A 23,101-nucleotide genomic window follows, 5' to 3' on the forward strand; every position below is an offset into this window, starting at 1 on the left:
CATTTCAGATGAGTAAGGTACTGGTCGTGACATCAGGCAAGGGCGGGGTCGGCAAGACCACGACCACCGCCGCCCTGGGAGCGGCGCTCGCACAGCGCGGCGACAAGGTGGTCGTCGTCGATTTCGACGTCGGCCTGCGCAACCTCGACCTCGTGATGGGCGCCGAACGCCGCGTCGTGTTCGATCTCATCAACGTGGTGCAGGGCGTCGCCAAACTCCCGCAGGCGCTGATCAAGGACAAGCGGCTGGAGAATTTGTGGCTGCTGCCGGCGTCCCAAACCCGCGACAAGGACGCGCTGACGGAGGAGGGCGTCGGCAAGGTCATTGCCGAGTTGCGCAGCCGGTTCGACTGGGTGATCTGCGACAGCCCGGCCGGCATCGAGCGCGGCGCTTCCATGGCGATGCGCTTTGCCGACGAGGCCGTGATCGTCACCAATCCGGAAGTCTCCTCGGTGCGCGATTCCGACCGCATCATCGGCATGCTCGATTCCAAGACGGTGCGGGCCGAGAAGGGCGAGCGCGTCGAGAAGCATATTCTCATCACTCGCTACGATCCCTCACGCGCCGCGCGCGGCGAGATGTTGACCATCGACGACATCCTGGAGATCCTTGCCACGCCCTTGCTCGGCATCATCCCCGAGAGCCAGGACGTGTTGAAGGCCTCCAACGTCGGCACGCCTGTGACTCTGTCGAATGCCGATGGAGCGCCGGCACGAGCCTATATGGACGCCGCCAAGCGCCTCTGCGGCGAGAACGTGACAATGCACGTTCCTGCCGAGCGCAGAGGATTTATGGACCGGCTGCTGCGACGGAGGGCTGCATGAGCATGGGTCTGCTTCGACTCCTCCGCGGCAAGAAGGCCACAGCACCCGTCGCGCGCGAACGGCTGCAGATCCTGCTTGCCCATGAACGTGGAATGCGCGGCCAGCCCGATCTGCTCGGTGTGCTGCGTGAGGAAATTCTCGCTGTCGTGTCCAAACATGTGACGCTGGACCCGACCAAGGTCATCGTCCGGCTCGAACGCGGCGACGAGGTCTCGACCCTCGAGGTCGACATCGAGGTGCCCAACGATTTCGAGGGCAAGAAGGTGGCGGTCGCGTAGGGGACGCGGCCCGCAGACTCCCGTTTTGGGGTGGGTGAGAAGGCGGTCCGCCGGGCATGGCGGGCCGCCCTTGTCTTGCCGTTCACATCGATTGGACGGAACGCGCCCCGCGCCTCGATCGTTGTGAACCACCCGCGGCAGCGTTGCACCGCGGCAGGTCAGACGGGAGAGCGCCCATGATGTCCGAGGTCCAGGTCCATACACTTGCCCGGCAGATGCTCGAACAGCACGGCTTTGCTGCGATCGCGAAGGCCGCTGAGCAGGCCCAGGCCTGCGAGGGCCGCGGCGAGGCCGATGAGGCCAGGGAATGGCGTCACATCGTGGACGCCATGAAGATCATGCGCGGCCCGCATCAGAGCTGAGATTCGAACGCGCGAGTTTCAACGCTCGCCGCGATCGGCGCCTTGGGACGAATTGCGGTTCTGTGTCTGCGGCTGCGCGCGCTCGCCCGATTCCTTGCAGGGCAGGGGTTCCCACGAGCCGTCCGGCGCCTGCTGATAGGCACTGCAGGACGGCGAGGTGGACTTTTCCCCGCCCTTCTGGGCGTCGGAATTTCTCGCCAGTGCGGGCGCAGTCAGCACCGCGGCGGCTGCAATCGCGCCGGCGAAAACGAAATGGAAACTCCGCATGAGGACCTCCTGTTCGAATTCGGAAAGAGGCCGCATGCTGTGAAAAATTATGTCGATTTTGGGCCGCGGCAGAGGTTCCGTCGCGGCGTGTTAATGGGAGCGGCGCGTTAGCCGCCCTTGCTGCGGATCAGGCCGGCGAGATTGGTCTTCTGGGCTTCGCACCAGCCGGACATGCCGAGGCGGCGCTGGTCCATGTCGGTCGCCTGGGTCGCGATCGCGACCTCCGCCATCAGGTTATCGTCCTGCTTCTCGCCCATCTTGCCGCCGGTATGCAGCCAGGCGATCGCCTTGCGCACCTTCTCGGTGGTGCCGTCGGGCAGGTGCATCTGCTGCGCCCTCTGCACGAGGTCCTGGTAGGCGAGATCGGTGTTGGGGCACTCGACCTTGGCGGCGAAGGCCTGCAAGACCATCGTCACATAGGTCGATCGCGGCGGCGTCTCGCCCGCGAGGGCCGGCGCGGCCACCAGCAACAGGCCCGTCATCAGAAAACCGGTGCGCATCCCTGGGACCTCCTCCATTTTATCGAGAGGCTAGCGTCTGGCGCGCCGCTCGGCAATGGGACCGGGACACAATTGTCGCCGATCGGCCCAGTAGGCTAACCTGCGCTCCCCAGCATCGGAGCGCGATATGAGCCTGTTCAGCACGCCGTTCGATCCCACACGCGACACCGCGCTCGTCACCGGCGCAGGCAACGGCATCGGCCGCGCGATCGCGCTCGGCCTGGTCGGCGAGGGCGTCCGCACCGTGTTCGCGGATGTCAGCGCGGAGCGGGTGCGTGCCGCGATCGGCGCGAGCGAGAGGCCAGGTCTCGCCGTGCCCTGGGTCGGCAATCTCGCCAGCCTCGAGGCCTGCGATGAGCTGCTGACATCAGCGCATTCCGCGCTGGGCGAGGTCACGCATTTCGTCCACAGCGCCTCGCCGCCGCGGCGCGAGGCGGATCACTTGCTCGCGGTCGATCGCAACACCTGGCAGGAGATGCATGCCGTCAATCTCGATGCCGGCTTTCACCTGGCGCGCGGGCTCGCCAAGCGGCTGATCGCGGCGAAGCGGCCGGGCTCGTTCCTGTTTCTGACCTCGCTACATGCGGGCACGCCGCGCAACCTGGCGCATTACTCGACGGCAAAGGCCGCCATGGCGATGCTGGTGAAGGAGCTGGCCAAGACGCTCGGACGCTACGACATCCGCGTCAACGCGCTGGTCCCCGGCGCGATCGCAGCCGGCGGGTTCGTCGCCGATCCCGCGCTGGCGCGGCACATTCCGCTCGGACGCCTCGGTGAGGCCGGGGATCTCGCACCGATGGCGCTCACGGTGCTGTCGAACAAGCTGTCCGCTTACGTCACCGGCGCAGCCTTCGTCGTCGACGGCGGATTGTCGCTGACGAACTGGTTCGAGGCGCCGGTGCTGGATTAGCCTAGCGCTGCCAGGCCGGCACCGGATCGAGCGGCGTGCGATAGACCTCGTTGTGATCGCGATCGGTGACGCGCACCGCGCAACCTTTCTGCTGTAGTTCGGGCTTTACCTGCGACAGCTCGCAAGCCAATTGGTCGGCGCGATCGGAGGCAACCTCGATGTCTTCGAGGATGATTCCACCCTGGTTCTTGAACTCACCACCAACCACGAGATCGAAAGAATAGTAGGGCATGCGAATTCCCCGGTGTGACGATCTGAGCTTCAGTGCAAGTCTCAACACATGTCGGATGGTACCACTGAGTCGACATCTATCGAATGAACAGAGCGCGCAATCTCTGGGCTTATGGCGCAGAAATGATGTGCAACGTGCGGGCTCGTTAAGAGTTTATTAAATATACCCGCGCGATCATTAGGCATGGAATTGCAGCAGAACCGGGCTCCGGGAACCGGCAGCTGCAAGAGAAGGCCGCCGGCATAGATCCCGACGGCCTTTTCTCTTGAGCGAGACGTCGCTCACCGTAATCGCCCGGAGTTAACGCTTCACATCGACTCGGACAGCGTGCGTGAGCGCGTGACAGCAAGGCTGCGTCGCTGCTCTAAAGCGCGACGAGGATGAATCGTCATCGCGCTTCAGGTTGTTGTTGTTTGAGCATGATCGTTTCGGAAAACCGCTGCGCACTTTGCGCTTACGCGGCCCTTCGGGTTCGGATCATGCTCTAGCGCAGCGGCATCGGCGGGCGCACGATAGGTCCGTCGTCATCAGCAACGGCTTGCGTCGTCGTGGTCGGCGCAGCCGGCGGCGTGGCGGCGGCCGCCTGCGATAGCGGCGGCGGAGGCGCGAGCGGCGCGGGCGAAGAGGCCGGCATGTAGGTCCGCGTCACAGGCGGCTTGGGCTTGCGAACCGGCGGCGCGCAGGCTGCGGCGGGAGCGCGGCTGCGCGTGGGCGCGGATCGACCGGCGGCCTCGCCTCGGTGACCGGCTTCGGTGCGGGAGGCCTCGCCATCTCACGCGCCATCTGCTCCTGTCCGGCTTTCAACTCGGCGATGTTGGCCTTGAGCTGCTCGATCTGCTGCGCCATGGCGGCGAGATCGCGTGTCATCGATTGCACCGATTGCGCCGCGTCGACCGACTGTGGTGCCGCGGGCGCAGTCGCAGCTAGCTGAGCCGCGGGCGGCGTCGCAGCTTGATCTGCGGTTTGGTTGGGCGTGGCTTCCGCTGCGGGCGGCGCAGCCTGGGCGGCGGCGACCGGCGCGCTTTGCTGCGGTGTCGCAGACAACAACGAGGTCGTCGGGAGCAGCGAGGTCAGCACCGGCGTCCATTCGGCCAGTAACTGCTTTGCTGTGTCGCCGTGCTTCTCCCAGGCGATGCTGGCGGCCACGCTGGCGCCGGCAAGCAGGAACGTGACGAACGCCCCGCGCAGCCACTTGCCGACCGAGGACCGCTTCTTCATCACGGGACCATCGCTGGACGTGACGCGGACAGCGGTGTCGATCGACGGTGCCGCAGTGGATTTTCCGTAGACGACGTTGATGCTTGGCTCGGGCGCGCGCGCCGGCTCCAGAGTGAACTTCGGCGTGACCGTGGGCTGCGGGGCAAACTTGGGTTCCGGGGCAAACCTGGGCTCCGGACGCGGCGCGATCTCTGGCGCCAGCGCAGGCGACACGCTGGCGGGGCGCGAGGCCCGCACGATCTCGGGCGAGATCTGGACCGCGTCGTGAGGATCGTTGTCCTTGACCGTGTCTTTCACGATCTCATCGACGATTTGCTTGGCGTTCAGCGTCGCGAGCATCGCAGCTCCTTTGAAGCCCAGTGTTCGAGGTTAAGGCATCCGCATTGGCGCCGGGCTGATCCGAGGTGAGGCCATACCCGGTCCCCATGTCGCACGAGTCCAGCCGGGTTTGACCAAAGCAAGGCGAGGGGATGGAGATGATGCGACACTCTTCCGCCCTTTGTGGTGATGGAACCCAATTTGCCGAACACGCGCATGTGTTCCTGCACCGCCTTGTTTTCAGCACGATTTTGGCAATATCTGGTGACGGCGGGGGCGTCGTTATTCCGCTATCGGGGGGCCGGCGGTGCCAAGATCTCTACTCGTTTTGTTCGTCGCAGCCCTGCTGCCGCTGGGCGGCTGCATGCAGACGACACTTTCGCCATCGACGGATGCGAGCATGACGCCGCGCGACCGTCAGTTGCTCGCGCACGCGCCTTACGCCAAGGCGAACGTGCCCCAGCAATATCTGCGTCACATCGTCGATTACCACCGCAAGGAGCAGCCGGGCACGATCCTGGTCGATACCGACGCGCGCTACCTCTATTACGTGCTGCCCGAGGGCAAGGCGATCCGCTACGGCGTTGCGGTCGGCGAGGAAGCCATGGCGTTCTCCGGCGTCGCGCGGGTCGGCCGTTTGGCGGAATGGCCGGACTGGGTCCCCACCGCGGATATCCAGGCGCGGCTCGGTCCCTATCCCGCGCGCGTTCCCGGCGGTCCCGCCAATCCGCTGGGCGCGCGGGGCATCTATCTCTATGTCGGCAACAAGGACACGCTCTATCGCATCCACGGCACCAACCAGCCCGAATATATCGGGCAGGCGATCTCGTCCGGCTGCATCCGGATGCGCAACGAGGACGTCATCGATCTCTACGACCGGGTGAAGCTCAATTCGATGGTCGTGGTGCTGCCGCCGGGGCAGAGCGCGCAGGCCGCGGCGGGCGGGCGCTGGCGCGGCTGAGGTCTGCGCCGGTCAGTTCGAGTTTAGGTGCGTTGTCACGCTCTAGTTCTCAGGCCGGGCGACCCGCCATTGCAGCGTCGTGGCGTTGCCGTTGGCGTCGCCCGGCGCCTTGTCGGCGGGCGAGGTGTAGAGCGGGCGATAACGGTAGGCCCACATCTTGCTGCCGTCGTTGCGGTTGATCACCGTGAAGTCGCCGACGGCCCTGGCGTCGGCCGTTGCGGCGAGCGGCACCCAGCTCTCGATGCACTTGCCGTTGCAGTTCGACGTCTTTCCCGTGGTGTCGCGCTCATAATAGTAGAGCGTCATGCCGTTGAGATCGACGAGCTTGGGCCCCTGCTTGGTCAGGATGACCTTCGCGGGAGCCGTTGGCGCCTCGACCTTCGGCGGAGGAGGATCGCCGCCGCCATGGCCCCCTGCGACCGCCTGAACGGTCGAGAGCGCGACGGCCGCGGCCACAACGAGGAACCTGAACATCCGAAACTCCGCCCCGCAAAGTTAATCGCGCGTTAAGCGCCCCAATGCGGCCGAGGTTAGCAGCCGAAGGTTAGTTCCTGGTTTCGTGCGCTGCGACAATTACGGACATGGTCCGAGATCAGAGCTGCGCATCGCGCAGCGGCGCGCGGCTGAGCTCGTTGCCGGCGGCGATCGCCTTGCGCAGCAGCCGCATCAGCTCCTCACTCTCTTTCGCGCTGAGGCCGCGCAGCATGATGCGCTGCGCGGATTCGACGGCCGGGGTGATCTTGCGCAGCGTGCGGCGGCCCTCGTCGGTGATCTCGAGCTCACGCGCGCGGCGGTCGCGGCTGGAGGGGCGCCGCTCCGCGAGGCCCTTCTGGACGAGGCGATCGATCACGCCGGTGATGGTGGTGCGATCGTAGGCGATCAATCCGGCGAGCGTCACCTGATCGAGCCCCGGATTGGCCTTGATGGTTGCAAGCGCGGCGTATTGCACCGGAGTGAGATCGAAGCCGGCGTCCTCGACCTCGGCCAGGAACACCGCGACCGAGATCTGCTGGAAGCGGCGTGCCAGATGTCCGGGCATGTCGTTGTTGTCTTTCACCGAAATCTCCTCCGGGGCAGAGCGGTGCGGATCATTGACAAGTATACTGATAGTCAGCATACTGATCAATAAGAAACAGAATTTGGCGGGAGAGGTGCTCATGCAGTTCCATCTCAATGGATTTCAGCCGGGCGACCCTGAAATCGCCGATCCTGCCGCGCGCGTTCAGGCATCGGGAGCGGCGGGCGCCGTGCCTGGCGAGGTCGATGTCCTCATCGTCGGCTGCGGGCCGGCCGGCCTGACGCTCGCCGCCCAGCTCGCGCAATTCGCCGACATCAGAACCTGCATCGTCGAGCAGAAGCCGGACCGCCTGCTGGTCGGTCAGGCCGACGGAATCGCCTGCCGCACCATGGAGATGTTCCACGCCTATGGCTTCAGCGAGCGTGTGCTGAAGGAAGCCTGTTGGGTCAACGAGACCACGTTCTGGAAGCCGGATGAAGCGGCGCCGGAAAAGATCGTCCGCAGCGGCCGGGTGCAGGACGTCGAGGACGGGCTGTCGGAATTCCCGCACCTCATCCTGAACCAGGCGCGCGTCCATGATTGCTTTCTCGACGTCATGCGCAAATCGCCGGCGAAGCTCGCGCCGTATTACAGCCGGCGCGTGCTTGATGTGAATGTTGATCCGGCCGCCGGCGCTGACCATCATGCCGTGACCGTGCGCCTCGAACGCGTCGATGCCGCGAACGAGGGCAAGGTCGAGACGATCAAGGCCCGCTACGTCGTCGGTTGCGACGGCGCCCGCAGCACGGTGCGCAAGTCGATCGGGCGCGAGCTGCACGGTGATTCCGCCAACCACGCCTGGGGCGTGATGGACGTGCTGGCCGTGACCGATTTTCCGGACATCCGCTTCAAGTCGCTGATCCAGTCGGCCAAGGACGGCAGCCTGCTGATCATTCCGCGCGAAGGCGGCTACATGGTCCGCATCTATGTCGAGCTCGCCAAGCTCGATGTCGGTGAACGGGTTGCCAATCGCAACATCACCGCCGATGACGTGATTGCGAAAGCGCAGCGGGTCCTGAAGCCGCATCGGCTCGAGGTGAAGGAGATCGCCTGGTGGTCCGTCTACGAGATCGGCCAGCGCCTCACCGACAAGTTCGACGACGTGCCGGAGGGCGAGATCGAGACGCGCCAGCCGCGCATCTTCATCGCCGGCGATGCCTGCCACACCCACAGCCCGAAGGCCGGGCAGGGCATGAACGTATCGATGCAGGATGCCTTCAATCTCGGCTGGAAGCTCGCCGCCGTGCTGCGGAGGCAGTGCGCGCCAAGCCTGTTGCATTCCTATTCGGCCGAGCGCCGGGCAGTCGCGAAGGAGCTGATCGATTTCGATCGCGAATGGGCTGATATCCTCGCCTCCGCCGCCAAGGCCGGCGGCGCCGATGCCGCCAAAACGCAGGACTATTTCGTCCGGCACGGACGTTTTACCGCGGGCACGGCAACGCATTACAGGCCCTCGATGCTCACCGGCGCGGCCACGCATCAGCACCTCGCGCAGGGCCTCATTATCGGCACGCGCTTCCATTCCGCGCCGGTGGTCCGGCTGGCGGACGCCAAGCCGGTACATCTCGGCCATGCCGCACGGGCCGATGGCCGCTTCCGCATCTACGCGTTCTCGCCCGACGAGAACCCCGCAGCGTCGGGCTCGGCCATTCGTGCCTTGTGCAATTTCCTCGCGGAATCCCGGAAGTCACCTATCCGTCGATATACGCCTGTTGGAGCTGACATCGACAGCGTGATCGATCTGCGCGCGGTGTTTCAGCAGGACCATCGCGAGCTCGCCATCGAGGCAATGCCGCCGATGTTGCTCCCGAGCAAAGGCCGTTACGGCTTGTACGACTACGAGAAGATGTTCTGCCCGGATCTCAAGAGCGGCCACGACGTCTTCACGATGCGCGGCATCGATCGGGCGGCCGGCTGCATCGTCGTGGTGCGGCCCGACCAGTATGTCGCGACCGTGCTGCCGCTCAACGATTTTGCCGGGCTGGCCTCGTTCTTCGACGCCTTCATGCTACCGGTGAGCTGACGCCGAAAGCGCCGCGCGGGCCGTTCCGCCCGCGTTTCCGCAGCCGAGCTCTGGCTAGCCGCAACGAAAGCCCGGCCTTGGTGCCGGGCTTTCCGCTCCCGCGCCCTCCGGTTCCGTGCGCGTACAATTTAAGAAAGTTCTTCGCGGGCAGATTTCATCGATCGTAATATGTCTATCCAAAGCTGTAAGCATCCACTCGGGGCAGCGGGGCACCGGAGGATGACGATGAGACAGAACCAAGCGGAGACGCGCCGTCAGCAAAATGTCGCTAAGCGGTCGATGACCAGGGAGGCCAAGCAGCTGGCCGGCCTGATTGCCGGACTGCGCGAATCCCTCGAGGAGATCCACAAGGAGCGGGCGGGCACCAAGCTGTCGGGCGCAGAAATGGGACTACTCGATGAGCGTCGCAACAATCTGCTGCTCACCATCGCAGCCCTCAATGACCGCCTTTCGGCGGTGCAGGGCCTGATCAATCTCGGCCGCCCGCATATTATCCGCGTGCACTAGCGCCGATCCGAGGCAAACGAGATCGGCTCTGTTGCGACGGCACGGGGCCGGCCACAGGCCTCGCGGATGGCACCAAATTGCCACGCTCCCGGCGAATTGCCGCCAAAGCCCGCTGCCACGACAAGGCCGGGTGCAGGGCGACGCAAGGGGATGCGAATTGGCCTACAAGATGGTCGCAGAACGCGACAACGAGAAGTACAGTTTCGCCCGCGAGAGCCGGTTGCTCATCGTGGCGAAGGCGAAAGTGTGGGCGAGCGAGGGGTGGCGGGTGGTCGTCACCGACCAGGATGGCAAGGCCTACGCGCCGTCCGAGCTCGATCAACTGTCCGCAGCGTGATGGTGGGGCGCGACCTCTTGCTCAGAGTCGGCACCGCGCGCATCAACGCACGGTGGTCTCCGAGAACAGGTTGATGATCACCACCCCTGATACGATCAGCGCGATGCCGACGAAGGCTGCGGCGTCCAGGATCTGACGGAACAGCACGAAGGAGACGGTGGCGGTCAGGATGATGCCGACCCCGCCCCAGATCGCATAGGCGATGCTCAACGGGATCACCCGGATCGCCACCGAGAGCGCGTAGAACGAGGCGACGTAGAACAGCACCATCGCCAGCGTCGGCCAGGGACGGGTGAACTGCGCGGACTGCTGCAGGAACGCCGACGCGGTGACCTCGAACACGATGGCGAGGGCGAGAGCCGTATAGGCGTTGAAGGCGGAGGTCATGCGGAGGCTGTGTCCGGGCCGACGGATGGCTGACGTGCGACCGCAAATATCACGCGGGAATGACGAGTCCGCGACAGGACGCAGCGCTTGCGTCGCCCGAAGTTTGACTCTACGGACCTCTTTCATGCTCGTCATCTCCATCCAGAGCCAGGTGGTCCACGGCCATGTCGGCAACAGCGCGGCCGCCTATGCCATGCAGGCGGAGGGCGTGAACGTCGCTGCGGTGCCGACGACGCTGCTGTCCAACCATCCGCGCTATCCGAGCCTGCGCGGACGGGTGCTGGAGACCGAGCTCGTCGCCGATCTCCTGAGGGGAGTCGAGGAGCGCGGCCTGGTCGACGAGGCCGCGGTGGTCGTCACCGGCTATCTCGGCTCGCCCGGCAATGCCGCCGTCATCGCCGATTTCGTCGAGCGGGCGTGCACGCGCAATGGGAAGCTCGTCTATCTCTGCGATCCCGTGATCGGTGACGACGGCCGCGTCTATGTCGCGGACGGCATCCTTGACGTGCTCCGCCACCGGCTGCTGCCGACGGCGAACCTGACGACGCCGAACCAGTTCGAGCTCGAGCTGCTCTCTGGGGTCGCAATTGCCGACGCCGAGAGCCTCAGCGCGGCCTGCGCGGTGCTGGCTGGGGCAGGCACCGACGTCGTCGCCACCGGCTGCACCCTCGCTGACACGGCGGCGGGCCAGGTGGAGACGATCCTGTGCACTGATGGGCGATTGTCGCGCTTTGCGACGCCGCGCCTGCCGATCCGTCCCTACGGCACCGGCGATCTCCTCACCGGGCTGATCGCGGCGCATCTGGCCAAGGGCGAAGCAATGGAGTTGGCGGTACGGCGCGCGGTCGACACGGTCTTTGCCGTGCTGGTGCGCACGCAGGCCGCCGGCTCGGCCGAGATGCGGCTGGTGCCGCTGCCGACGGCAGAGCGCAAGCCGTAAACCGTCAGGTCGCGCGCTTGCCGGCCGATTGCGCCGACTTCTGCGGCTTGGCCGCCGGGCCCTTCTGCTCGCGCGCGACGTCGGCCTTCGGCGGCTTGGCGCTCGCAAGGCCCTGTGTCTTCTTCGGCTTAACGCCGGCAACGTCCTTGCGGTCGGAGGTGCCGCGCTTCGAGATATATTCCTGGCCGTCGATCGGGCCGACATGGGGCGGATCGCGGCCGAGATAGGGTCGGCCGATGCCGTACGCCTTGCCGTTGGCATCGACCCACTTCCACAGGATTTCGGTCGAGACCCAGCGCTGCGCCCTGTTGCTGCCTTGCGTGCTGACGATGTCTGCCGCCATGCCGTGACCGTAGCCGCCGCGCGTGCTGCCGCCGTGATAGGAGCGGTTGGAGGCGGCCTTCAGGCCGCTCGCGATCGACTGGCGATAGTCGTCGCGGAACGCGCTGGTGATGCCCGGCGACAGGCCGGCGGCTTCGGCCGCGAGCATCATGCGGAACAGCTTCTGCTTGAAGCTCTTGTCCATGCCGCCGATGACGTAGTCCATCATCGACATGCCGGCGCGCTCGGCCGCATGCGGATCCTTCCAGGTGAAGTCCTGATCGACCAGCTTGGTGAAGCTGCGCATCACCGTGACGGTCTTGCCCTTGCGCTTGATGGTGACTGCGCGCCGCTCCTGCACCTTCATCGTGTCTTCCTTGGCGGTGCGCTGATAGAGCGCCCAGAGGTAGCGGTCGATGCAGGCCTCCATGACGAAGCATTCGTCGAGCACGGCGATGTTGTCGGCAGGCGGTGACGCCTTGCGCGCAGGCGCAACGGGGTCGCTCGCGATCGCCGCGGCCGACAATGTGTCCGTCGTCACGATCTCGGTGGGATCGGTGGATGCGAGCTTGACGGGCTCCGCCACAGGGGCGGGGGCAACCTCGCTGACGACGGGCTCCGGTTCAGGCAAGATCGGCGGCGCGGGCACGGCTTCCACCGGCAGGATCAGCGCCGGGTCGGCCGAGGCAAGCTTGATGGTGGAGGCGGGCTCTTCCGGCGTTGCCTCTGCCGGCGCGGGAGGGTCGGGCAGCGCAGTGACGGTGGCTGCGATGTCGGCGGTCAAGGCGAAGCGGTCCTCAAGGGTCGCAGCGCGCGGCACGTCGGCGAGGTCGATGCGGCCGAGATCCTTGGCATGATCCTTGGCACGATCCTTGGCGCGCGAGATGGCGGCCGCATTGGCGGCGCTGTTTTCGATGAGCGCAGGCGCATAAGCGGAGAGAGACAATGCCAGCCAGCCGGCGAGAACGGCCGAGGGACACGACACCGCCACCAGAAGAGACCGCCGATCGTTCATGATCCCTGCCTCCAAACGGTCTGCTCGAACAATCTTGCCCGAACAGTGATGATGCAAACAGTCTGACGAAACAGTCGCACGGAAAGGCACGCAGCACGTCGATTGTTCGGGCCACGGTGTGGCGGCGCAATGGCGCAAATCGGGGAGTGCGGGCTTTTCGGGGCAACTGTGGCCGAGGTGCAACGCCCGGTTCCATTTGACGTTGCCGCAACTTTGTTGCGGCTGGTGCGTTGGAGGCGCCATGACGCATCCCTCGCTTCGTCCCATGGACGCCTTCGACCCCTCCGAGCCCGCCATCCTGCACGATCGTCTCTCCGACACGATCATCACCTGGACCGCCGACCAGGCCGAGGACTACCGCCGCGCCAGCCGGCCCGGCGCGGATGGAACCGTGGCCTGGAAGACCTATCTCTTCGACGGCTGGGGCAACGTGCTTGGTGGCTGAGCGGCTCCTCTGGAGGCGCCGCGTCGCAGCCGGCGTGATTCGCCCAAATCCCTGGACGCATTAGGCATAACGTCATGCATTGCATGCGATGTTGCAATGCGGCGGTGTATGTCGCACTGCAGCAAAATGCGCCTAAATAGGCTCCGACTCTCAAACCTCGGAGCATCACCAATGAACAAGAAGACCTTGTCGATCGCCGCCTTACTGACGATCGCGGGCGGTACCGCGGCTTTCGCCGCCGAGCTGCCGACCTATGAGGCCAACGGATTTCCGGTTTCCCCGCTGCAGGTGCACGTGCTCGGTGCCGCACATGTCGAGCAGCAGGTCGCAGCGCCAAGCGCAATCGCCTCGGTCCACCAGGCGAAGGTGCTCAGCCCGCGCAAGGTGAAGACCGCGAACGTGATCACTGGCGCGGGCCGCTAAGCTCGCCGCGCGCGCAGGCTTGACGGCGAGCGGCCGTAGAGTTCGGCGAAGGCGGCGTTGAACCTGCGCAGGCTGCCGAACCCGGCCTGGAATGCGATAGCGGTCATGCTGTCATCGCCGGCATCGAGCAGGCGCTTGGCGCGCTGGACACGCAGTGTCTTGGCGAGCTGCTGCGGCGTAGCGCCGACATGGCGCTCGAACAGGCGCGCCAGGTGACGCGACGAGATGCCGAGCCGCGTCGCGAGATCGACCACCGAGCCTTCATCCAGCGCGCCGTCATCGATGAGCCTCATGGCCCGGGCCACCGTGGAGCGCGTGCCGTTCCAGGCCGGGCAGAAAGGAGCGGTCTCGGGACGGCAGCGCAGGCAGGGCCGGAAGCCGGCGGCCTCGGCAGCCGCAGCCGTCGGATAATAGACCACATTGCGCGCCAGCGGCTGCTTGGCCGGACAGACCGGCCGGCAATAGATGCCCGTGGTCTTCACCGCCGTGAAGAAGCGGCCGTCATAGCGGGGATCGCGGCGCAGGCGCGCGGCGTTGCAGACATCAAAGCTCAACATGATCGCATGGTAGCGCATGGGGGCGGCGGCGGAAGGGCTGCCGGATGACCGAGTCCGATTGCGGCGAGCCGCGGCTCGCACCGCGGCCTAGAAGGCGGTTCTCATCGCAACACGGCCGGAGACCCCATCGTGACCAGCCCGAGAGACGTCGTACTGAACGCCTGGAAGACCTTTTCGTCACGCGATCCCGAGCGCATCGCGGCACTCTTCACCGAAGACGCCGAATGGATCGCGCCGAAGGGAAATGCCACCGCCGTCGCGCTCGATCATACCGATCACATGGTGGGAGCGCACCAGATCGCCCGCTTCATCGCCAAGGAAATGCACAGGCTGTTTTCGAGCATCGATATCACGTTCCGCGGCGTCTATGTCGAAGGCGATGTCGTGATCGTGGAGGAGCGGATGCGCGCCACGCTGCCCGGCGGCAAGCCGTACGAGAACGAGTATTGCTTCGTGTTCGAGGTGGTGGGCGACCGGATCAGGCAAGTGCGGGAATACATGGATACGCGCAAGGGATGGCGGATGGTCTTCGATGAGGGGCTGTAACACGCGTAGGCGGCATCGCCCTCGCGTGACAGCCCTGCAGCCGCGTGGGTTGAGCGGCTCAGCGAGCCGACATATCGAGTGATCCATGGATCAGCGGACGAGCGGCGCCGACGCTCAGAAGAAGGATACCGCGCCGGCACTGCTCGGCGTGGTCTGCGGGCTTGCCGCAGCGCTGTTCTGGGCGCTCGGCTTTGCCGCCACGCGGCACGGCCTCAAGGCCGGCTTCACGCCGGTCGATCTGCTGGTGCATCGCTATGTCTGGTCGGGGATCGCATTCCTGCCCCTGGTGTTGCGCGCCGGACTCTCCGATCTCTGCGGCATCGGCTGGGGCAGGGGGCTCGTGCTGATGGTGCTCGGTGGTCCCGTGATGTCGCTGATCTCGTACATCGGCTTCCTGTTCGTCCCGCTCGGCCATGGCAGTGTGATCCAGCCCTCTTGCGCCACGCTCGGCGGCCTCCTGCTCGCGGCGGTCGTGCTGAAGGAGCGGATCTCCGCCTCGCGCCTGACTGGCGCGCTCGTCATCGTCGGAGGCCTCGGCGTGATCGGTGCGGAATCAATCGGCCACATCGGTGCCGACGGCATTCAGGGCGATCTCATCTTCGTGCTCGCCGGATTCATGTTCGCCGGCTTCGGCGCGATGCTGCGTCGATGGCGCGTCTCGGCCGTGTCGGCTGCGCTCGTGATCAACGTGCTGTCGCTGCTGCTGGTGCCGGTCTACGTCGCCACGGTGGGCCTCGCCCACATTGCGTCGATCGGCATGACCGAGAACGCGATCCAGGCGCTGGCGCAGGGCGTGCTTGCCGGCCCCGCCGCGCTCTATCTCTACGCCGTCTCGGTCCAGCGTCTCGGCGTCGCCCGCGCCGCGGTGTTTCCGGCCTGCGTGCCCGCGCTGACGCTGCTCACGGGCTGGTTGCTGCTCGGCGAGCCGCCCACGATGCTGCAGATGGCAGGCCTCGTGACGGTGCTGAGCGGGTTCTACCTGGCGCAGCGGCAAAGCTAGCGGACCTCACGCCTTCTTCACGAACTCCGACTTCAGATTCATCGCGCCGATGCCGTCGATCTTGCAGGCGATGTTGTGGCCGTCGCTGGCGTCCTGCAGGCGGATATTGCGCACCTTGGTGCCGCCCTTGACGACCGAGGACGAGCCCTTGATCTTGAGATCCTTGATCACGATGACGCTGTCGCCGTCGGCGAGCACATTGCCGTTGGCATCGCGCACGCCCGCATCCTGCGCCGTGTCCGCGACCGCGTCCGCCGCGCCGCTCCATTCATGGCCGCATTCCGGGCAGACCCAGAGATCGCGGTCCTGATAGGCGTGCTCGGAATTGCAGGTCGGGCATTTCATCGTGTCGGTCATGACGGTCTTGTCTCGCGCGTTCGTTCGCGGCGCGACCGTAGAGGCGGGAACCGGGAAAGCAAGCAAAAGCTGCGCACGGCGCGGGCTGGCCGCGCCTGCCGGTGCGATATCACCGGGCGATGCTTGCCGACGCTTTCAATGAGGCAACATCGCCGCCGCGCGTTGAGCTGCATCAACGGCACTGCGCGCAAGGGGCGTACCGTGTCTTCAGGAATGACCGCCGGAGGCAGCGATGGACGACACACTCAGACGAAAAATCCAGACCTTGCTGGACCAGCACCGCACGATGCGGATCGCGACGCTTCGCGCCGATGGCTGGCCGCAAGTGACGACCGTCGGCTATGCCAACGAAGGTTTCACCATCTACTTTCTCTGCGGCCCCGACAGCCAGAAGGCGCAGAACATCTCGCGGGACGAGCGCGTGTCGCTGGCGATCGACGACGATCCGGCGCAAGTGATGGAGATCACCGGCCTGTCCATGGCGGCGCGGGCGGTGGCCGTGACCGATCCAGCCGAGGCCGAGAAGGCGATCGCGCTTTTGATGGCGCGCTATCCCGAGCAGAAGGCCATCGGCCTCCCCGTGCCGAAGCCATCCGAGGTGCGGCTGATCCGTCTCACACCGACGGTGATCTCGCTGCTCGATTATTCCAAGGGATTCGGCCACACCGATCTCGTGACGTGCTGAGGACGCGAGCTGCGAGCTGGCTTGATGCAGATCAAGCTGGCGTCGTGGTGCACATCTAGGCTGCTCCACGATTCAAATGCCGTGAGGTCGGGCGATGTCGCACAATGTTCGAATCTCCATCGGCATCGCCGTCCTGATCGCGCTGTCGGTGCTGTTTCTCTTCAGCCTCTTTCACACCGCCGCCGGGGCGCCGAGGCCCGGCTCGCGCGCGGTCGCCGCAGGTCATCGCCTGGCGCAGGCGTGGTGCCAGTCGTGTCACGCGATCGAGCCGCACATGGCCGGCTTCTTCGACGAGGCACCGAGCTTCCAATCCATCGCCGACCGCAACGGCACCACCGCGCTCTCGCTCAAGGTGTTCTGGCGGACCAGTCACCAGACCATGCCGAATCTCGTGATCTCGCCGGAGCAGGCCGAGGTGCTATCGGCCTATATCCTGAGCCTGAAGCGCAATTGAGGGCCGACTCAAGCAAGTGTTGCGAAAACAACCCCATGCACAGTAGCCATCCCCATGGAATTGCTCGGGGTTTTCCTGACTTCGGCAAAATCGAACAGGATTTGACCCGTCGGGCAAAACAATGGCATGATGCCATCGTGGAACGCGGTCGGGGGCGTCGGGTGCGGCACCATCCCGGATTACGCTTGCGCTCCGTCCGGGCTACGCTCGCGCCTCAACTTGCGACGAGCCGCTCATGAGCTTCCTCCTCAACATCGACGTTCCCGACGTGGCGAAAGCCACGACGTTCTACACCGAAGCCTTTGGCCTCTCGGTCGGCCGCCGCTTCGGCGCCGACTTCGTCGAGCTCAACGGCTGGCCCGCACCGGTGTATCTGTTGACCAAGCAGGCCGGCACCATCGGCGCCGGCGGCGACCCCCGCCGCTATGAGCGGCACTGGACGCCGGTGCATATCGACGTCGTCGTCGACGATGTCGACGCGGCCGTCGCGCGTGCCCTCGCTGCGGGTGCGATTCTGGAGGTGCCGGCGAGCGATGCGCCCTATGGGCGGATCGCGATGCTGGCCGATCCGTTCGGGCACGGTTTTTGTCTGTTGGCGTTCAGCGCGCAAGGGTATGACGCGTTGCTGGAAGGTGCGTAGCCTAATCCGGGCCGAGCGTGCTGAGCCACCCGGATTGCGCTTTGCTCCATCCGGGCTACGATCGCCTGCGGAAGGCTGCGCCGACATCGGAGCGACATGGCAAAGAAGCTGAAGACGTACCAGACCTCGCTCGGCTTCTACGATCAGGCGATCGCCGCGCCCTCGATGAAGGCGGCGCTTGCCGCCTGGGGCGCCAGCTCCAATCTGTTCCATCAGGGCGTCGCCAGGGAGACCGACGATCCCGATGTCGTCGCCGCAACCATGGCGAAGCCGGGCGTGGTGCTGAGGCGCCCGGTCGGCTCGGACGGCCCGTTCACCGAGAGCGCGGAGCTGCCGACCGATCTCGGCGAGGGCGAGAGCAAGACTAAGAGCAAGACCAGGTCCAAGAGCAAGGCGACGTCAAAGAAGCGTCCCGCCAAGACGGCCCGGAATGCATCCCGCGAGATCGATGATGCGGCCGCGCGCAAGGCTGCTGCAGCTTTCGAGAAGGAGGAGCGGCGGCGCGAGGCAGGGCGTGCCAAGGAGGAGGCCGCCCGCGCCAAGGAGCGTGCGCGGCGCGACAAGGCGGTTGCCGCGGCGGAAGCAGCGCTCGACAAAGCAAGACGCGAGCACGAAGCGAAGGCCGGGGCGATCGAAGCCGAGCGAGCCGCGCTTGAAGCGCGCGCCGAAGCGGAGCAGGGGCGCTGGGACAAGCAGAGGCACAAGCTGGATCAGGCGCTGCGCCGCGCGCGCGAGTGAGAGGCAGGTGCCGACGTCCGGGAGTTCTGTTGCTCATCCAGACCGTCATACTCGCGTCATTGCGAGCGGAGCGAAGCAATCCAGGCTCCCTCCGCGGAAGGACTCTGGATTGCTTCGTCGCAAGTGCTCCTCGCAATGACGGGGAGAGGTCGGAGCGCCAAAGCGCACAGCGCTTATGTCCGCACCTCGCGCGAAATTTGCTTGCCTCGCCTGGCATCCTTTTGCACTCTCCGCGCGAAGGAGACCAACGCATGACCAAGATGACTGCCGCCTGTGCGCTCGGAACCGCCCTGGTTCTGAGCAGCCTTGCAATCTCGGACGCCGAAGCCCGGACGCGGAGAGCCGTCGTCGTTCGCGCGCCGCAGGAGCGGCTCATCGTCACGGCGCCGGTGCTGAGGCCGACGCCGTGGGATTACAACATCGTGCCACGCTATCGCTATCGCCCCGAGCACGACCGGGTCGATCCCTACGGCCCGCCCTTGGTGCCGTCCTACGTGCGCTATGAGGGATGGCGCTGGCCGTATTGGTGGTGAAGGCCGACGGACGCCAAACTGATCGGCGCATGAGCGTACGCTGACAGATGCAGGACGTGCATCTGCTCGTCATGGTCTCCACTTTCCATTCGGCAGAGAAGCGAAAGGGGCGGGGCTGCGCCGCCCGTGCTCCTACGGCCGCTCCGGTCCTTGCCTCTGATAACCAGGGGTTGTACGCTGCACTGCAGAAAAGTGCAGTGTAAATGGATCGGCTGAAATGAGCGTGGTTGAGAGCGTGGCGTCCGAGCAGCTTGCGGAGCCGAAGATGCCGCCGGGCGTGCTGACCGAAGGTCCGGTGGTCGAGGCCAAGTTTCGCGATTCCTACATCTCGTTCGCCATCATGGTCGGCGGCTCGGTCGCGGCGCTGGTCTGGGCCTTCTGGCAAGGCATCGGCTGGGTCGAGGTTTCGGTCTTCGCCGGCACGTTCATCATGTCCACGATCGGCATCGGCTTCATGCATCGCTACTTCGTGCACCGCAGCTTCCGCTGCGGTCCGTTGATGCGGACGATCTTCGCCGCGCTCGCGACCATGGCGGTGCAGGGCTCGATCCTGAAATGGGTGAGCAACCATCGGCGGCACCATCTGCACTCCGACCGGCCCGGCGACGTGCACAGCCCCTATTACGACGGCGGCGGCCATCCCTATACCAGTTTCGCCAAGGGCATGACGCATGCGCAAGGCGGCTGGGTGTGGGACCGCGAGACCACCGATGCCAGCTACTACGCCAAGGACATCCTGGCCGACCCGATCGCGATGTTCTTCACCAGGACGCGCTGGTACTGGTATGCGCTCTCGGCGCTGATCATTCCGGGCGCCATCGGCTATGCCTTCGGCGGCGCGCGCACGATGATCGGCTGCATCCTGTTCGCCGGCCTGTTCCGCAGCTACCTCATGACCATGGCGACCTCGCTAGTGAACTCGGTCTGCCACAGCGACGGCCGCTGGGGCTACCGTCGCTTCGAGACCCATGACGGCACCACTAACGAGCTGGTGACCACGCTGCTCACCTTTGGCGAAGGGCTGCACAACAACCATCACCGCTTTCCGCGCGACGCCTACATCTCGCACGCCTGGTACGAGGTGGACATCAACGGGTTGATCATTCTGGGATTGGGGAAGCTCGGGCTGGTGCATGATATTTTCGCGGCGGGCGGTGCCGGCCGCCAACGTGCGGCGGATGCAGGGCCGGGCGAGCCTGCGCCAGCCGCCGTCGGGAATGCCTTCGAGGGCGACGACCTTCGCGCCCCCGGAACATAATCGTGCCCGCCAATGGCGGGCGCGATGCGGATTTCCGCTGCGCGGGCGGTTCGCCGGACGTTGAGGTTGACGACAGTGCCGGTCGAACTCGTTGTCAGGTTCGCGCGTTCGAACAGGTGCACGGAAAAATTGAAGTTTGATGGCTCGCCGTCTCTGCGTGCAGAGTTGGCGATTGGGTAAAAGTGGCAAAGTGGAGACTGTCAAGAATACATAGAGGTAGAACGGCATTTATCCCCGTAATAAACCCAATGCTGCTTGGGGTTCTGGGCGCGTATTGGGAGGACAGTCATGGCAAGTGTCGAACAATTGCACAGACGGGACGGAGTGAACTTGGTCCAACTCGAAGCGGACATTACTTCGATCCGGTCGGGAAACTCCATTACTTCAATTAATCTGCCTGATTACGTCGAACACACCGCGGGGGTGTCCCGGGTCGGTGCGCTCAGTGCAGAAGCGGTCATTCGCGACTATGAGTCCGCTGCAAAAGAGATCGAGGCCATGGGCACCGAGTTGATCGACGCCGCGCAAAAATGCGAGGCGCTGACGGCCCAGGTTCATGATGCGATCGCCTTCATGCGCGAAACGGCGGCAGGCTATCGTGAAGAGGGACGGAAGATCTTCAAGCGTATCGAAGAATGCGCGCTGTTCACCGAAGACGTTCGCAAGACCTGCGAACAGGTCAAACGCAGAATGGCTGAAGTCTCGGTCGGCCCTTCCGATGAGGAGCTTGCGCCGCAAGAGCCCGAGCTGACGGGGATCGCGGCCAAGGTGACGATGAGCGAGATACGCTGAGGGGAGCGTAGGGTGGGTTAGCTGCGCGACTGCGCAAGGCGCAGCTCGCGCAGCGTAACCCACCACGTCTGCCTCCGCTGAAATCAAAGTGGCGGGTTACGCCAGCGGACTGCGCTTCGCGCCGTTGCAGGCTAACCCACCCTAAGGCTCTTCAAATCGCGCGCCTTCGCGAAACGGGCTCACCAATCCGGATCGCCGTAATAATAAGGGTCGGCCATATAGCGCGGCGGCATCCAGCCGCCTCGCGGCGGCGGCCTGGGCCGTCGTGGCGCGGCGTCTGGTGCGTGCGCCCGGGCACGCGCAGCCGTGTCGTTGCTCACCACGCTGCGCACGACTGGCTTGGCGGCTGCAGAGGCGGATGACGCGGACGATGCGCTCAGTTGCGTTTGCAGCGCCTGGACCTGCGCGGCGAGGCGCGCATTGTCCGCCGCATCCTTCTCCTGCGCGGCCTTGAGCTGTTGAATAGTGTCGGCCTGGTCGCGCAGGGTCTGCTCGCTGCGGCTCTTCAGCTGCTCGAGCTTGCCGTTGATATTCGCAAGCTCGCTCGTGATGGCCTTGAGCGATTGCGCGAGCTCGGACGATGCCGGCTCGGCCGCCGTGGCGCCGGGCTTTGGGGCGCTTTCCGCGTCCTTAGGCCCCGGCGGTGCAGGCACCGGGCTCGGCTCATCCGCGGCCGCCAGCAGCACCGTCGCCGGCTGCGCCGGACTTTCCGCCGCGGTCGCTTGCGGGGGTGCGCTCGCGGGTGGAGCCCATCGCGCCATGATGGACTTGCCGATCGATGTCGCCTCGTCGCCATATTGCGATGCGACGGCGGCACCGAGCAGGCCGATCGCCATCACGAGAATAGCCAGAGCGCGCATCATGGCCCTGTCTCCCCTCAGGCCCTGATCGCGCGGCTTGGTGTTTAGAACCCGGGCATCCGGCGTCGGCGCCTTGTTTGCGGAGGTGGCGGCTGCCGTCGAGGCGGCGCTTGCGTGCGAGGTCCGCGGGGCTTCGCTGCTCCGTTCCATTCCGGAAACAAGGCGGTCCAGCCGCGCGAGGTCTTCCTCTGCGCTCTTGATCCGGTCGTAAGCCCGAGTCAGCCCGCTATCGGCACGTGCCTCGCCCGGCTTGGACGCATCAGGCTTGGCGGTATCAGGCTTGGCGGTATCAGGCTTGGCGGTATCAGGCTTGGCGTTATCGGTCTTGCCGGTATCAGGCTTGGGGTCGTTCGTGTCAGGCATCGATGCGCTCTCCATCCGGTCGGGCGTCAATGGGAGGCAGTCCGATCAAGGATAGGTCTCGCCGCTGTCCGACACAACGCGTGTGCAAAGGAGAAATTATGGCGGGCGAGGGAGCGGGCGGCGTGAGCGCGTAGGATGGGTTGTCGCCGCGACTGCGCAAAGCGCATTTCGTAGGATAGTCGAGCGGATCGAAGCGATCCCAGGGGCGTCCAGCCCCGCGGCGCCATGAACGTTCGCTGAGGGGAACGGGCGCTAGTCCATTCCGTTTCCTTCGAGGGGCTTGTTCGAGGAGGACAACATGAAAGCAATGATCATCGCGCTTTCGGCTGCCGTTGTCATGGCTACCGCACCAGCCGTATTTGCTCAGGGTGTATCGAGCAAGACGCCAGAAGCGAGGTCCTGATGTAGTCGCTATAGGCGTCGGCAATCGCTTGCGTGCTGGCCTGGAAGGGTTCGACCGGTACGACGGGCGGGCTTGCAGCTAGCTCCATCCCGGAAGCCTCGTCCGGCAAGGCCGCAGCCGAAGGTATCTCCGCACTGATGTGTCGGCTCGGCTCTTGCTCGGTCTTTTCCTCGGTCTCTTGCCTGTTCTCCGTCGAGGCATCCGGCAATTGATGCGCTGCACTTGCGCGTTGCTCGCCGGCCCCGGTCCGATGTCCCGATTTCTTCTTGCCGCCGCGCCGGCCGGATTTTCCCCTTGGCTTGTTGTCCACCGCACTCAACATTGCAAATGGCTCCTGACTATCGATGAAGCCGCGAGCCTCCGTCGCGTTTGCGCTGAAATCGCGATTGCGGGCTGTCGCTTGCGTGGCGGCCATGTGGTGAGATTTTGCCGCCGCATCTTCGATGCATCCGGCAAGAAGTCGCCGATCCAGATAGCTGCGGGGTGGTCGCCTGTCCCGGGTATCGCTGCGGCGCGATGGCATCGGGTGCGGCAACTCGGTTAACACATTGGTCATTTCTTTGCGGGCATTTTCACGACCTTAGTCAGCA

At 65.2% G+C, this 23,101-nt stretch carries 31 protein-coding genes and 1 pseudogene; 20 read left to right on the forward strand and 12 right to left on the reverse strand.

The features are described from left to right. Window positions 1-8: 8 nt before the first annotated feature. The 3 genes from minD to I6F33_RS07245 all read left to right on the forward strand — a co-directional run bounded on the left by minD (window position 9) and on the right by I6F33_RS07245 (window position 1,464). The gene (gene minD / locus I6F33_RS07235; RefSeq protein WP_036022837.1) at window positions 9-824 is read left to right on the forward strand and encodes a septum site-determining protein MinD; all 816 of its coding nucleotides are present in this window, start codon (window positions 9-11) and stop codon (window positions 822-824) included. Continuing rightward, the gene (minE, locus tag I6F33_RS07240; RefSeq protein ID WP_036033781.1) at window positions 821-1,102 is read left to right on the forward strand and encodes a cell division topological specificity factor MinE; all 282 of its coding nucleotides are present in this window, start codon (window positions 821-823) and stop codon (window positions 1,100-1,102) included. Before minD ends, minE begins: the two co-directional genes overlap by 4 nt. 176 nt (window positions 1,103-1,278) lie before the next feature. Next, a complete protein-coding gene (locus I6F33_RS07245) occupies window positions 1,279-1,464 on the forward strand; it encodes a hypothetical protein (protein ID WP_036000257.1) in 186 nt (61 codons plus the stop codon). Window positions 1,465-1,482: 18 nt separating this feature from the next. On the opposite strand, the gene I6F33_RS07250 is transcribed toward I6F33_RS07245, so the two are convergent. Both I6F33_RS07250 and I6F33_RS07255 read right to left on the reverse strand, forming a co-directional pair. Continuing rightward, entirely contained in the window at window positions 1,483-1,731 is a 249-nt protein-coding gene (locus tag I6F33_RS07250; protein WP_036033817.1) for a hypothetical protein, read from the reverse strand. Window positions 1,732-1,838: 107 nt separating this feature from the next. Next, window positions 1,839-2,231, reverse strand: a complete 393-nt coding sequence (locus tag I6F33_RS07255; protein WP_225141719.1) for a hypothetical protein — start codon at window positions 2,229-2,231, stop codon at window positions 1,839-1,841. Between the two features lie 127 nt (window positions 2,232-2,358). Between I6F33_RS07255 and I6F33_RS07260 the strand changes: the two genes are divergently transcribed. Next, the gene (locus I6F33_RS07260; RefSeq protein ID WP_225141721.1) at window positions 2,359-3,141 is read left to right on the forward strand and encodes an SDR family NAD(P)-dependent oxidoreductase; all 783 of its coding nucleotides are present in this window, start codon (window positions 2,359-2,361) and stop codon (window positions 3,139-3,141) included. A gap of 1 nt (window position 3,142) precedes the next feature. Here the strand turns inward: I6F33_RS07260 and I6F33_RS07265 are convergent, their stop codons facing one another. Together I6F33_RS07265 and I6F33_RS07270 are read right to left on the reverse strand one after the other, a co-directional pair. Then, the gene (locus I6F33_RS07265; protein ID WP_057029028.1) at window positions 3,143-3,373 is read right to left on the reverse strand and encodes a hypothetical protein; all 231 of its coding nucleotides are present in this window, start codon (window positions 3,371-3,373) and stop codon (window positions 3,143-3,145) included. A gap of 484 nt (window positions 3,374-3,857) precedes the next feature. Beyond that, window positions 3,858-4,930: pseudogene (locus tag I6F33_RS07270) on the reverse strand (hypothetical protein). Between the two features lie 343 nt (window positions 4,931-5,273). On the opposite strand from I6F33_RS07270, the gene I6F33_RS07275 reads away from it, so the two are divergent. Further along, window positions 5,274-5,870 (forward strand): L,D-transpeptidase, encoded by a 597-nt coding sequence (locus I6F33_RS07275; RefSeq protein WP_167361659.1) that lies wholly within the window; start codon window positions 5,274-5,276, stop codon window positions 5,868-5,870. A 42-nt stretch (window positions 5,871-5,912) separates the two neighbouring features. Here the strand turns inward: I6F33_RS07275 and I6F33_RS07280 are convergent, their stop codons facing one another. Continuing rightward, the gene (locus I6F33_RS07280) at window positions 5,913-6,344 is read right to left on the reverse strand and encodes a hypothetical protein (protein ID WP_036000243.1); all 432 of its coding nucleotides are present in this window, start codon (window positions 6,342-6,344) and stop codon (window positions 5,913-5,915) included. Window positions 6,345-6,462: 118 nt separating this feature from the next. Then, window positions 6,463-6,927, reverse strand: coding sequence for a MarR family transcriptional regulator (locus I6F33_RS07285; protein ID WP_225125612.1), 465 nt, complete (start codon window positions 6,925-6,927; stop codon window positions 6,463-6,465). 100 nt (window positions 6,928-7,027) lie between these two features. Here I6F33_RS07285 and I6F33_RS07290 point away from each other — a divergent pair, with 100 nt between their 5' ends. From I6F33_RS07290 to I6F33_RS07300, 3 genes are all read left to right on the forward strand, one after another. After that, window positions 7,028-8,950 (forward strand): FAD-binding monooxygenase, encoded by a 1,923-nt coding sequence (locus I6F33_RS07290; protein ID WP_225141733.1) that lies wholly within the window; start codon window positions 7,028-7,030, stop codon window positions 8,948-8,950. Between the two features lie 225 nt (window positions 8,951-9,175). Beyond that, the gene (locus I6F33_RS07295; protein ID WP_225141735.1) at window positions 9,176-9,457 is read left to right on the forward strand and encodes a hypothetical protein; all 282 of its coding nucleotides are present in this window, start codon (window positions 9,176-9,178) and stop codon (window positions 9,455-9,457) included. A 130-nt stretch (window positions 9,458-9,587) separates the two neighbouring features. After that, window positions 9,588-9,794: a hypothetical protein gene (locus tag I6F33_RS07300; RefSeq protein ID WP_036000235.1), complete on the forward strand. Its 207-nt coding sequence runs from the start codon at window positions 9,588-9,590 to the stop codon at window positions 9,792-9,794. A 42-nt stretch (window positions 9,795-9,836) separates the two neighbouring features. Here I6F33_RS07300 and I6F33_RS07305 read toward each other — a convergent pair whose 3' ends face one another. Continuing rightward, complete coding sequence (locus tag I6F33_RS07305; protein WP_025035970.1) at window positions 9,837-10,181, reverse strand: multidrug efflux SMR transporter; 345 nt, start codon at window positions 10,179-10,181, stop codon at window positions 9,837-9,839. 124 nt (window positions 10,182-10,305) lie between these two features. On the opposite strand from I6F33_RS07305, the gene pdxY reads away from it, so the two are divergent. Beyond that, window positions 10,306-11,121, forward strand: coding sequence for a pyridoxal kinase (pdxY, locus tag I6F33_RS07310; protein WP_225141737.1), 816 nt, complete (start codon window positions 10,306-10,308; stop codon window positions 11,119-11,121). Between the two features lie 4 nt (window positions 11,122-11,125). Here pdxY and I6F33_RS07315 read toward each other — a convergent pair whose 3' ends face one another. Further along, entirely contained in the window at window positions 11,126-12,457 is a 1,332-nt protein-coding gene (locus I6F33_RS07315) for a hypothetical protein (RefSeq protein WP_225141739.1), read from the reverse strand. Window positions 12,458-12,698: 241 nt separating this feature from the next. Here I6F33_RS07315 and I6F33_RS07320 point away from each other — a divergent pair, with 241 nt between their 5' ends. Next, entirely contained in the window at window positions 12,699-12,902 is a 204-nt protein-coding gene (locus I6F33_RS07320; protein ID WP_036022847.1) for a hypothetical protein, read from the forward strand. A 171-nt stretch (window positions 12,903-13,073) separates the two neighbouring features. Continuing rightward, complete coding sequence (locus I6F33_RS07325; RefSeq protein ID WP_225141741.1) at window positions 13,074-13,325, forward strand: hypothetical protein; 252 nt, start codon at window positions 13,074-13,076, stop codon at window positions 13,323-13,325. On the opposite strand, the gene I6F33_RS07330 is transcribed toward I6F33_RS07325, so the two are convergent. Then, complete coding sequence (locus tag I6F33_RS07330) at window positions 13,322-13,882, reverse strand: bifunctional transcriptional activator/DNA repair enzyme AdaA (protein ID WP_074447944.1); 561 nt, start codon at window positions 13,880-13,882, stop codon at window positions 13,322-13,324. The genes I6F33_RS07325 and I6F33_RS07330 overlap by 4 nt on opposite strands. Window positions 13,883-14,011: 129 nt before the next feature. Here I6F33_RS07330 and I6F33_RS07335 point away from each other — a divergent pair, with 129 nt between their 5' ends. Continuing rightward, window positions 14,012-14,428 carry a nuclear transport factor 2 family protein gene (locus tag I6F33_RS07335; RefSeq protein ID WP_225140321.1) on the forward strand — a complete coding sequence of 139 codons (417 nt, stop codon included), beginning with the start codon at window positions 14,012-14,014 and terminating at the stop codon, window positions 14,426-14,428. A gap of 85 nt (window positions 14,429-14,513) precedes the next feature. Beyond that, complete coding sequence (locus I6F33_RS07340) at window positions 14,514-15,428, forward strand: DMT family transporter (RefSeq protein WP_225140322.1); 915 nt, start codon at window positions 14,514-14,516, stop codon at window positions 15,426-15,428. Between the two features lie 6 nt (window positions 15,429-15,434). On the opposite strand, the gene I6F33_RS07345 is transcribed toward I6F33_RS07340, so the two are convergent. Continuing rightward, the gene (locus I6F33_RS07345) at window positions 15,435-15,785 is read right to left on the reverse strand and encodes a zinc ribbon domain-containing protein YjdM (RefSeq protein ID WP_036000193.1); all 351 of its coding nucleotides are present in this window, start codon (window positions 15,783-15,785) and stop codon (window positions 15,435-15,437) included. Window positions 15,786-16,017: 232 nt separating this feature from the next. Here I6F33_RS07345 and I6F33_RS07350 point away from each other — a divergent pair, with 232 nt between their 5' ends. From I6F33_RS07350 to I6F33_RS07380, 7 genes are all read left to right on the forward strand, one after another. Next, window positions 16,018-16,470, forward strand: a complete 453-nt coding sequence (locus I6F33_RS07350; protein ID WP_225113953.1) for a pyridoxamine 5'-phosphate oxidase family protein — start codon at window positions 16,018-16,020, stop codon at window positions 16,468-16,470. Between the two features lie 94 nt (window positions 16,471-16,564). After that, entirely contained in the window at window positions 16,565-16,924 is a 360-nt protein-coding gene (locus tag I6F33_RS07355) for a cytochrome c (protein ID WP_225141743.1), read from the forward strand. Window positions 16,925-17,159: 235 nt separating this feature from the next. Then, complete coding sequence (locus tag I6F33_RS07360) at window positions 17,160-17,564, forward strand: VOC family protein (protein WP_225125604.1); 405 nt, start codon at window positions 17,160-17,162, stop codon at window positions 17,562-17,564. A 96-nt stretch (window positions 17,565-17,660) separates the two neighbouring features. Then, window positions 17,661-18,302, forward strand: a complete 642-nt coding sequence (locus I6F33_RS07365; protein ID WP_225141745.1) for a cell envelope biogenesis protein TolA — start codon at window positions 17,661-17,663, stop codon at window positions 18,300-18,302. A gap of 251 nt (window positions 18,303-18,553) precedes the next feature. Beyond that, window positions 18,554-18,835: a hypothetical protein gene (locus I6F33_RS07370; RefSeq protein WP_036022858.1), complete on the forward strand. Its 282-nt coding sequence runs from the start codon at window positions 18,554-18,556 to the stop codon at window positions 18,833-18,835. Window positions 18,836-19,052: 217 nt separating this feature from the next. Then, window positions 19,053-20,093, forward strand: a complete 1,041-nt coding sequence (locus I6F33_RS07375; protein WP_225141748.1) for an acyl-CoA desaturase — start codon at window positions 19,053-19,055, stop codon at window positions 20,091-20,093. Between the two features lie 288 nt (window positions 20,094-20,381). Beyond that, a complete protein-coding gene (locus I6F33_RS07380) occupies window positions 20,382-20,885 on the forward strand; it encodes a hypothetical protein (protein WP_036000202.1) in 504 nt (167 codons plus the stop codon). 179 nt (window positions 20,886-21,064) lie between these two features. Here I6F33_RS07380 and I6F33_RS07385 read toward each other — a convergent pair whose 3' ends face one another. Both I6F33_RS07385 and I6F33_RS07390 read right to left on the reverse strand, forming a co-directional pair. Next, window positions 21,065-22,123 (reverse strand): hypothetical protein, encoded by a 1,059-nt coding sequence (locus tag I6F33_RS07385; protein ID WP_225142046.1) that lies wholly within the window; start codon window positions 22,121-22,123, stop codon window positions 21,065-21,067. Window positions 22,124-22,449: 326 nt separating this feature from the next. Continuing rightward, window positions 22,450-23,067, reverse strand: a complete 618-nt coding sequence (locus I6F33_RS07390) for a hypothetical protein (RefSeq protein ID WP_225141750.1) — start codon at window positions 23,065-23,067, stop codon at window positions 22,450-22,452. Between the last annotated feature and the right edge of the window lie 34 nt (window positions 23,068-23,101).

This window comes from Bradyrhizobium sp. BRP20 (assembly GCF_020194215.1).
Lineage (GTDB): Bacteria > Pseudomonadota > Alphaproteobacteria > Rhizobiales > Xanthobacteraceae > Bradyrhizobium > Bradyrhizobium yuanmingense.

Excerpts from the sequence above, each read along its gene's own strand:
- I6F33_RS07345 (WP_036000193.1), bottom strand. The coding sequence starts at position 15,785 with ATGACCGACACGATGAAATGCCCGACCTGCAATTCCGAGCACGCCTAT.
- minD (WP_036022837.1), top strand. The coding sequence starts at position 9 with ATGAGTAAGGTACTGGTCGTGACATCAGGCAAGGGCGGGGTCGGCAAG.
- I6F33_RS07245 (WP_036000257.1), top strand. The coding sequence starts at position 1,279 with ATGATGTCCGAGGTCCAGGTCCATACACTTGCCCGGCAGATGCTCGAA.
- I6F33_RS07375 (WP_225141748.1), top strand. The coding sequence starts at position 19,053 with ATGAGCGTGGTTGAGAGCGTGGCGTCCGAGCAGCTTGCGGAGCCGAAG.
- I6F33_RS07350 (WP_225113953.1), top strand. The coding sequence starts at position 16,018 with ATGGACGACACACTCAGACGAAAAATCCAGACCTTGCTGGACCAGCAC.
- I6F33_RS07315 (WP_225141739.1), bottom strand. The coding sequence starts at position 12,457 with ATGAACGATCGGCGGTCTCTTCTGGTGGCGGTGTCGTGTCCCTCGGCC.
- I6F33_RS07385 (WP_225142046.1), bottom strand. The coding sequence starts at position 22,123 with ATGGAGAGCGCATCGATGCCTGACACGAACGACCCCAAGCCTGATACC.
- minE (WP_036033781.1), top strand. The coding sequence starts at position 821 with ATGAGCATGGGTCTGCTTCGACTCCTCCGCGGCAAGAAGGCCACAGCA.
- I6F33_RS07365 (WP_225141745.1), top strand. The coding sequence starts at position 17,661 with ATGGCAAAGAAGCTGAAGACGTACCAGACCTCGCTCGGCTTCTACGAT.
- pdxY (WP_225141737.1), top strand. The coding sequence starts at position 10,306 with ATGCTCGTCATCTCCATCCAGAGCCAGGTGGTCCACGGCCATGTCGGC.
- I6F33_RS07260 (WP_225141721.1), top strand. The coding sequence starts at position 2,359 with ATGAGCCTGTTCAGCACGCCGTTCGATCCCACACGCGACACCGCGCTC.
- I6F33_RS07280 (WP_036000243.1), bottom strand. The coding sequence starts at position 6,344 with ATGTTCAGGTTCCTCGTTGTGGCCGCGGCCGTCGCGCTCTCGACCGTT.
- I6F33_RS07265 (WP_057029028.1), bottom strand. The coding sequence starts at position 3,373 with ATGCCCTACTATTCTTTCGATCTCGTGGTTGGTGGTGAGTTCAAGAAC.
- I6F33_RS07370 (WP_036022858.1), top strand. The coding sequence starts at position 18,554 with ATGACCAAGATGACTGCCGCCTGTGCGCTCGGAACCGCCCTGGTTCTG.
- I6F33_RS07275 (WP_167361659.1), top strand. The coding sequence starts at position 5,274 with ATGCAGACGACACTTTCGCCATCGACGGATGCGAGCATGACGCCGCGC.
- I6F33_RS07325 (WP_225141741.1), top strand. The coding sequence starts at position 13,074 with ATGAACAAGAAGACCTTGTCGATCGCCGCCTTACTGACGATCGCGGGC.
- I6F33_RS07360 (WP_225125604.1), top strand. The coding sequence starts at position 17,160 with ATGAGCTTCCTCCTCAACATCGACGTTCCCGACGTGGCGAAAGCCACG.
- I6F33_RS07320 (WP_036022847.1), top strand. The coding sequence starts at position 12,699 with ATGACGCATCCCTCGCTTCGTCCCATGGACGCCTTCGACCCCTCCGAG.
- I6F33_RS07380 (WP_036000202.1), top strand. The coding sequence starts at position 20,382 with ATGGCAAGTGTCGAACAATTGCACAGACGGGACGGAGTGAACTTGGTC.
- I6F33_RS07305 (WP_025035970.1), bottom strand. The coding sequence starts at position 10,181 with ATGACCTCCGCCTTCAACGCCTATACGGCTCTCGCCCTCGCCATCGTG.
- I6F33_RS07340 (WP_225140322.1), top strand. The coding sequence starts at position 14,514 with ATGGATCAGCGGACGAGCGGCGCCGACGCTCAGAAGAAGGATACCGCG.
- I6F33_RS07250 (WP_036033817.1), bottom strand. The coding sequence starts at position 1,731 with ATGCGGAGTTTCCATTTCGTTTTCGCCGGCGCGATTGCAGCCGCCGCG.
- I6F33_RS07255 (WP_225141719.1), bottom strand. The coding sequence starts at position 2,231 with ATGCGCACCGGTTTTCTGATGACGGGCCTGTTGCTGGTGGCCGCGCCG.
- I6F33_RS07290 (WP_225141733.1), top strand. The coding sequence starts at position 7,028 with ATGCAGTTCCATCTCAATGGATTTCAGCCGGGCGACCCTGAAATCGCC.
- I6F33_RS07390 (WP_225141750.1), bottom strand. The coding sequence starts at position 23,067 with ATGACCAATGTGTTAACCGAGTTGCCGCACCCGATGCCATCGCGCCGC.
- I6F33_RS07330 (WP_074447944.1), bottom strand. The coding sequence starts at position 13,882 with ATGTTGAGCTTTGATGTCTGCAACGCCGCGCGCCTGCGCCGCGATCCC.
- I6F33_RS07355 (WP_225141743.1), top strand. The coding sequence starts at position 16,565 with ATGTCGCACAATGTTCGAATCTCCATCGGCATCGCCGTCCTGATCGCG.
- I6F33_RS07295 (WP_225141735.1), top strand. The coding sequence starts at position 9,176 with ATGAGACAGAACCAAGCGGAGACGCGCCGTCAGCAAAATGTCGCTAAG.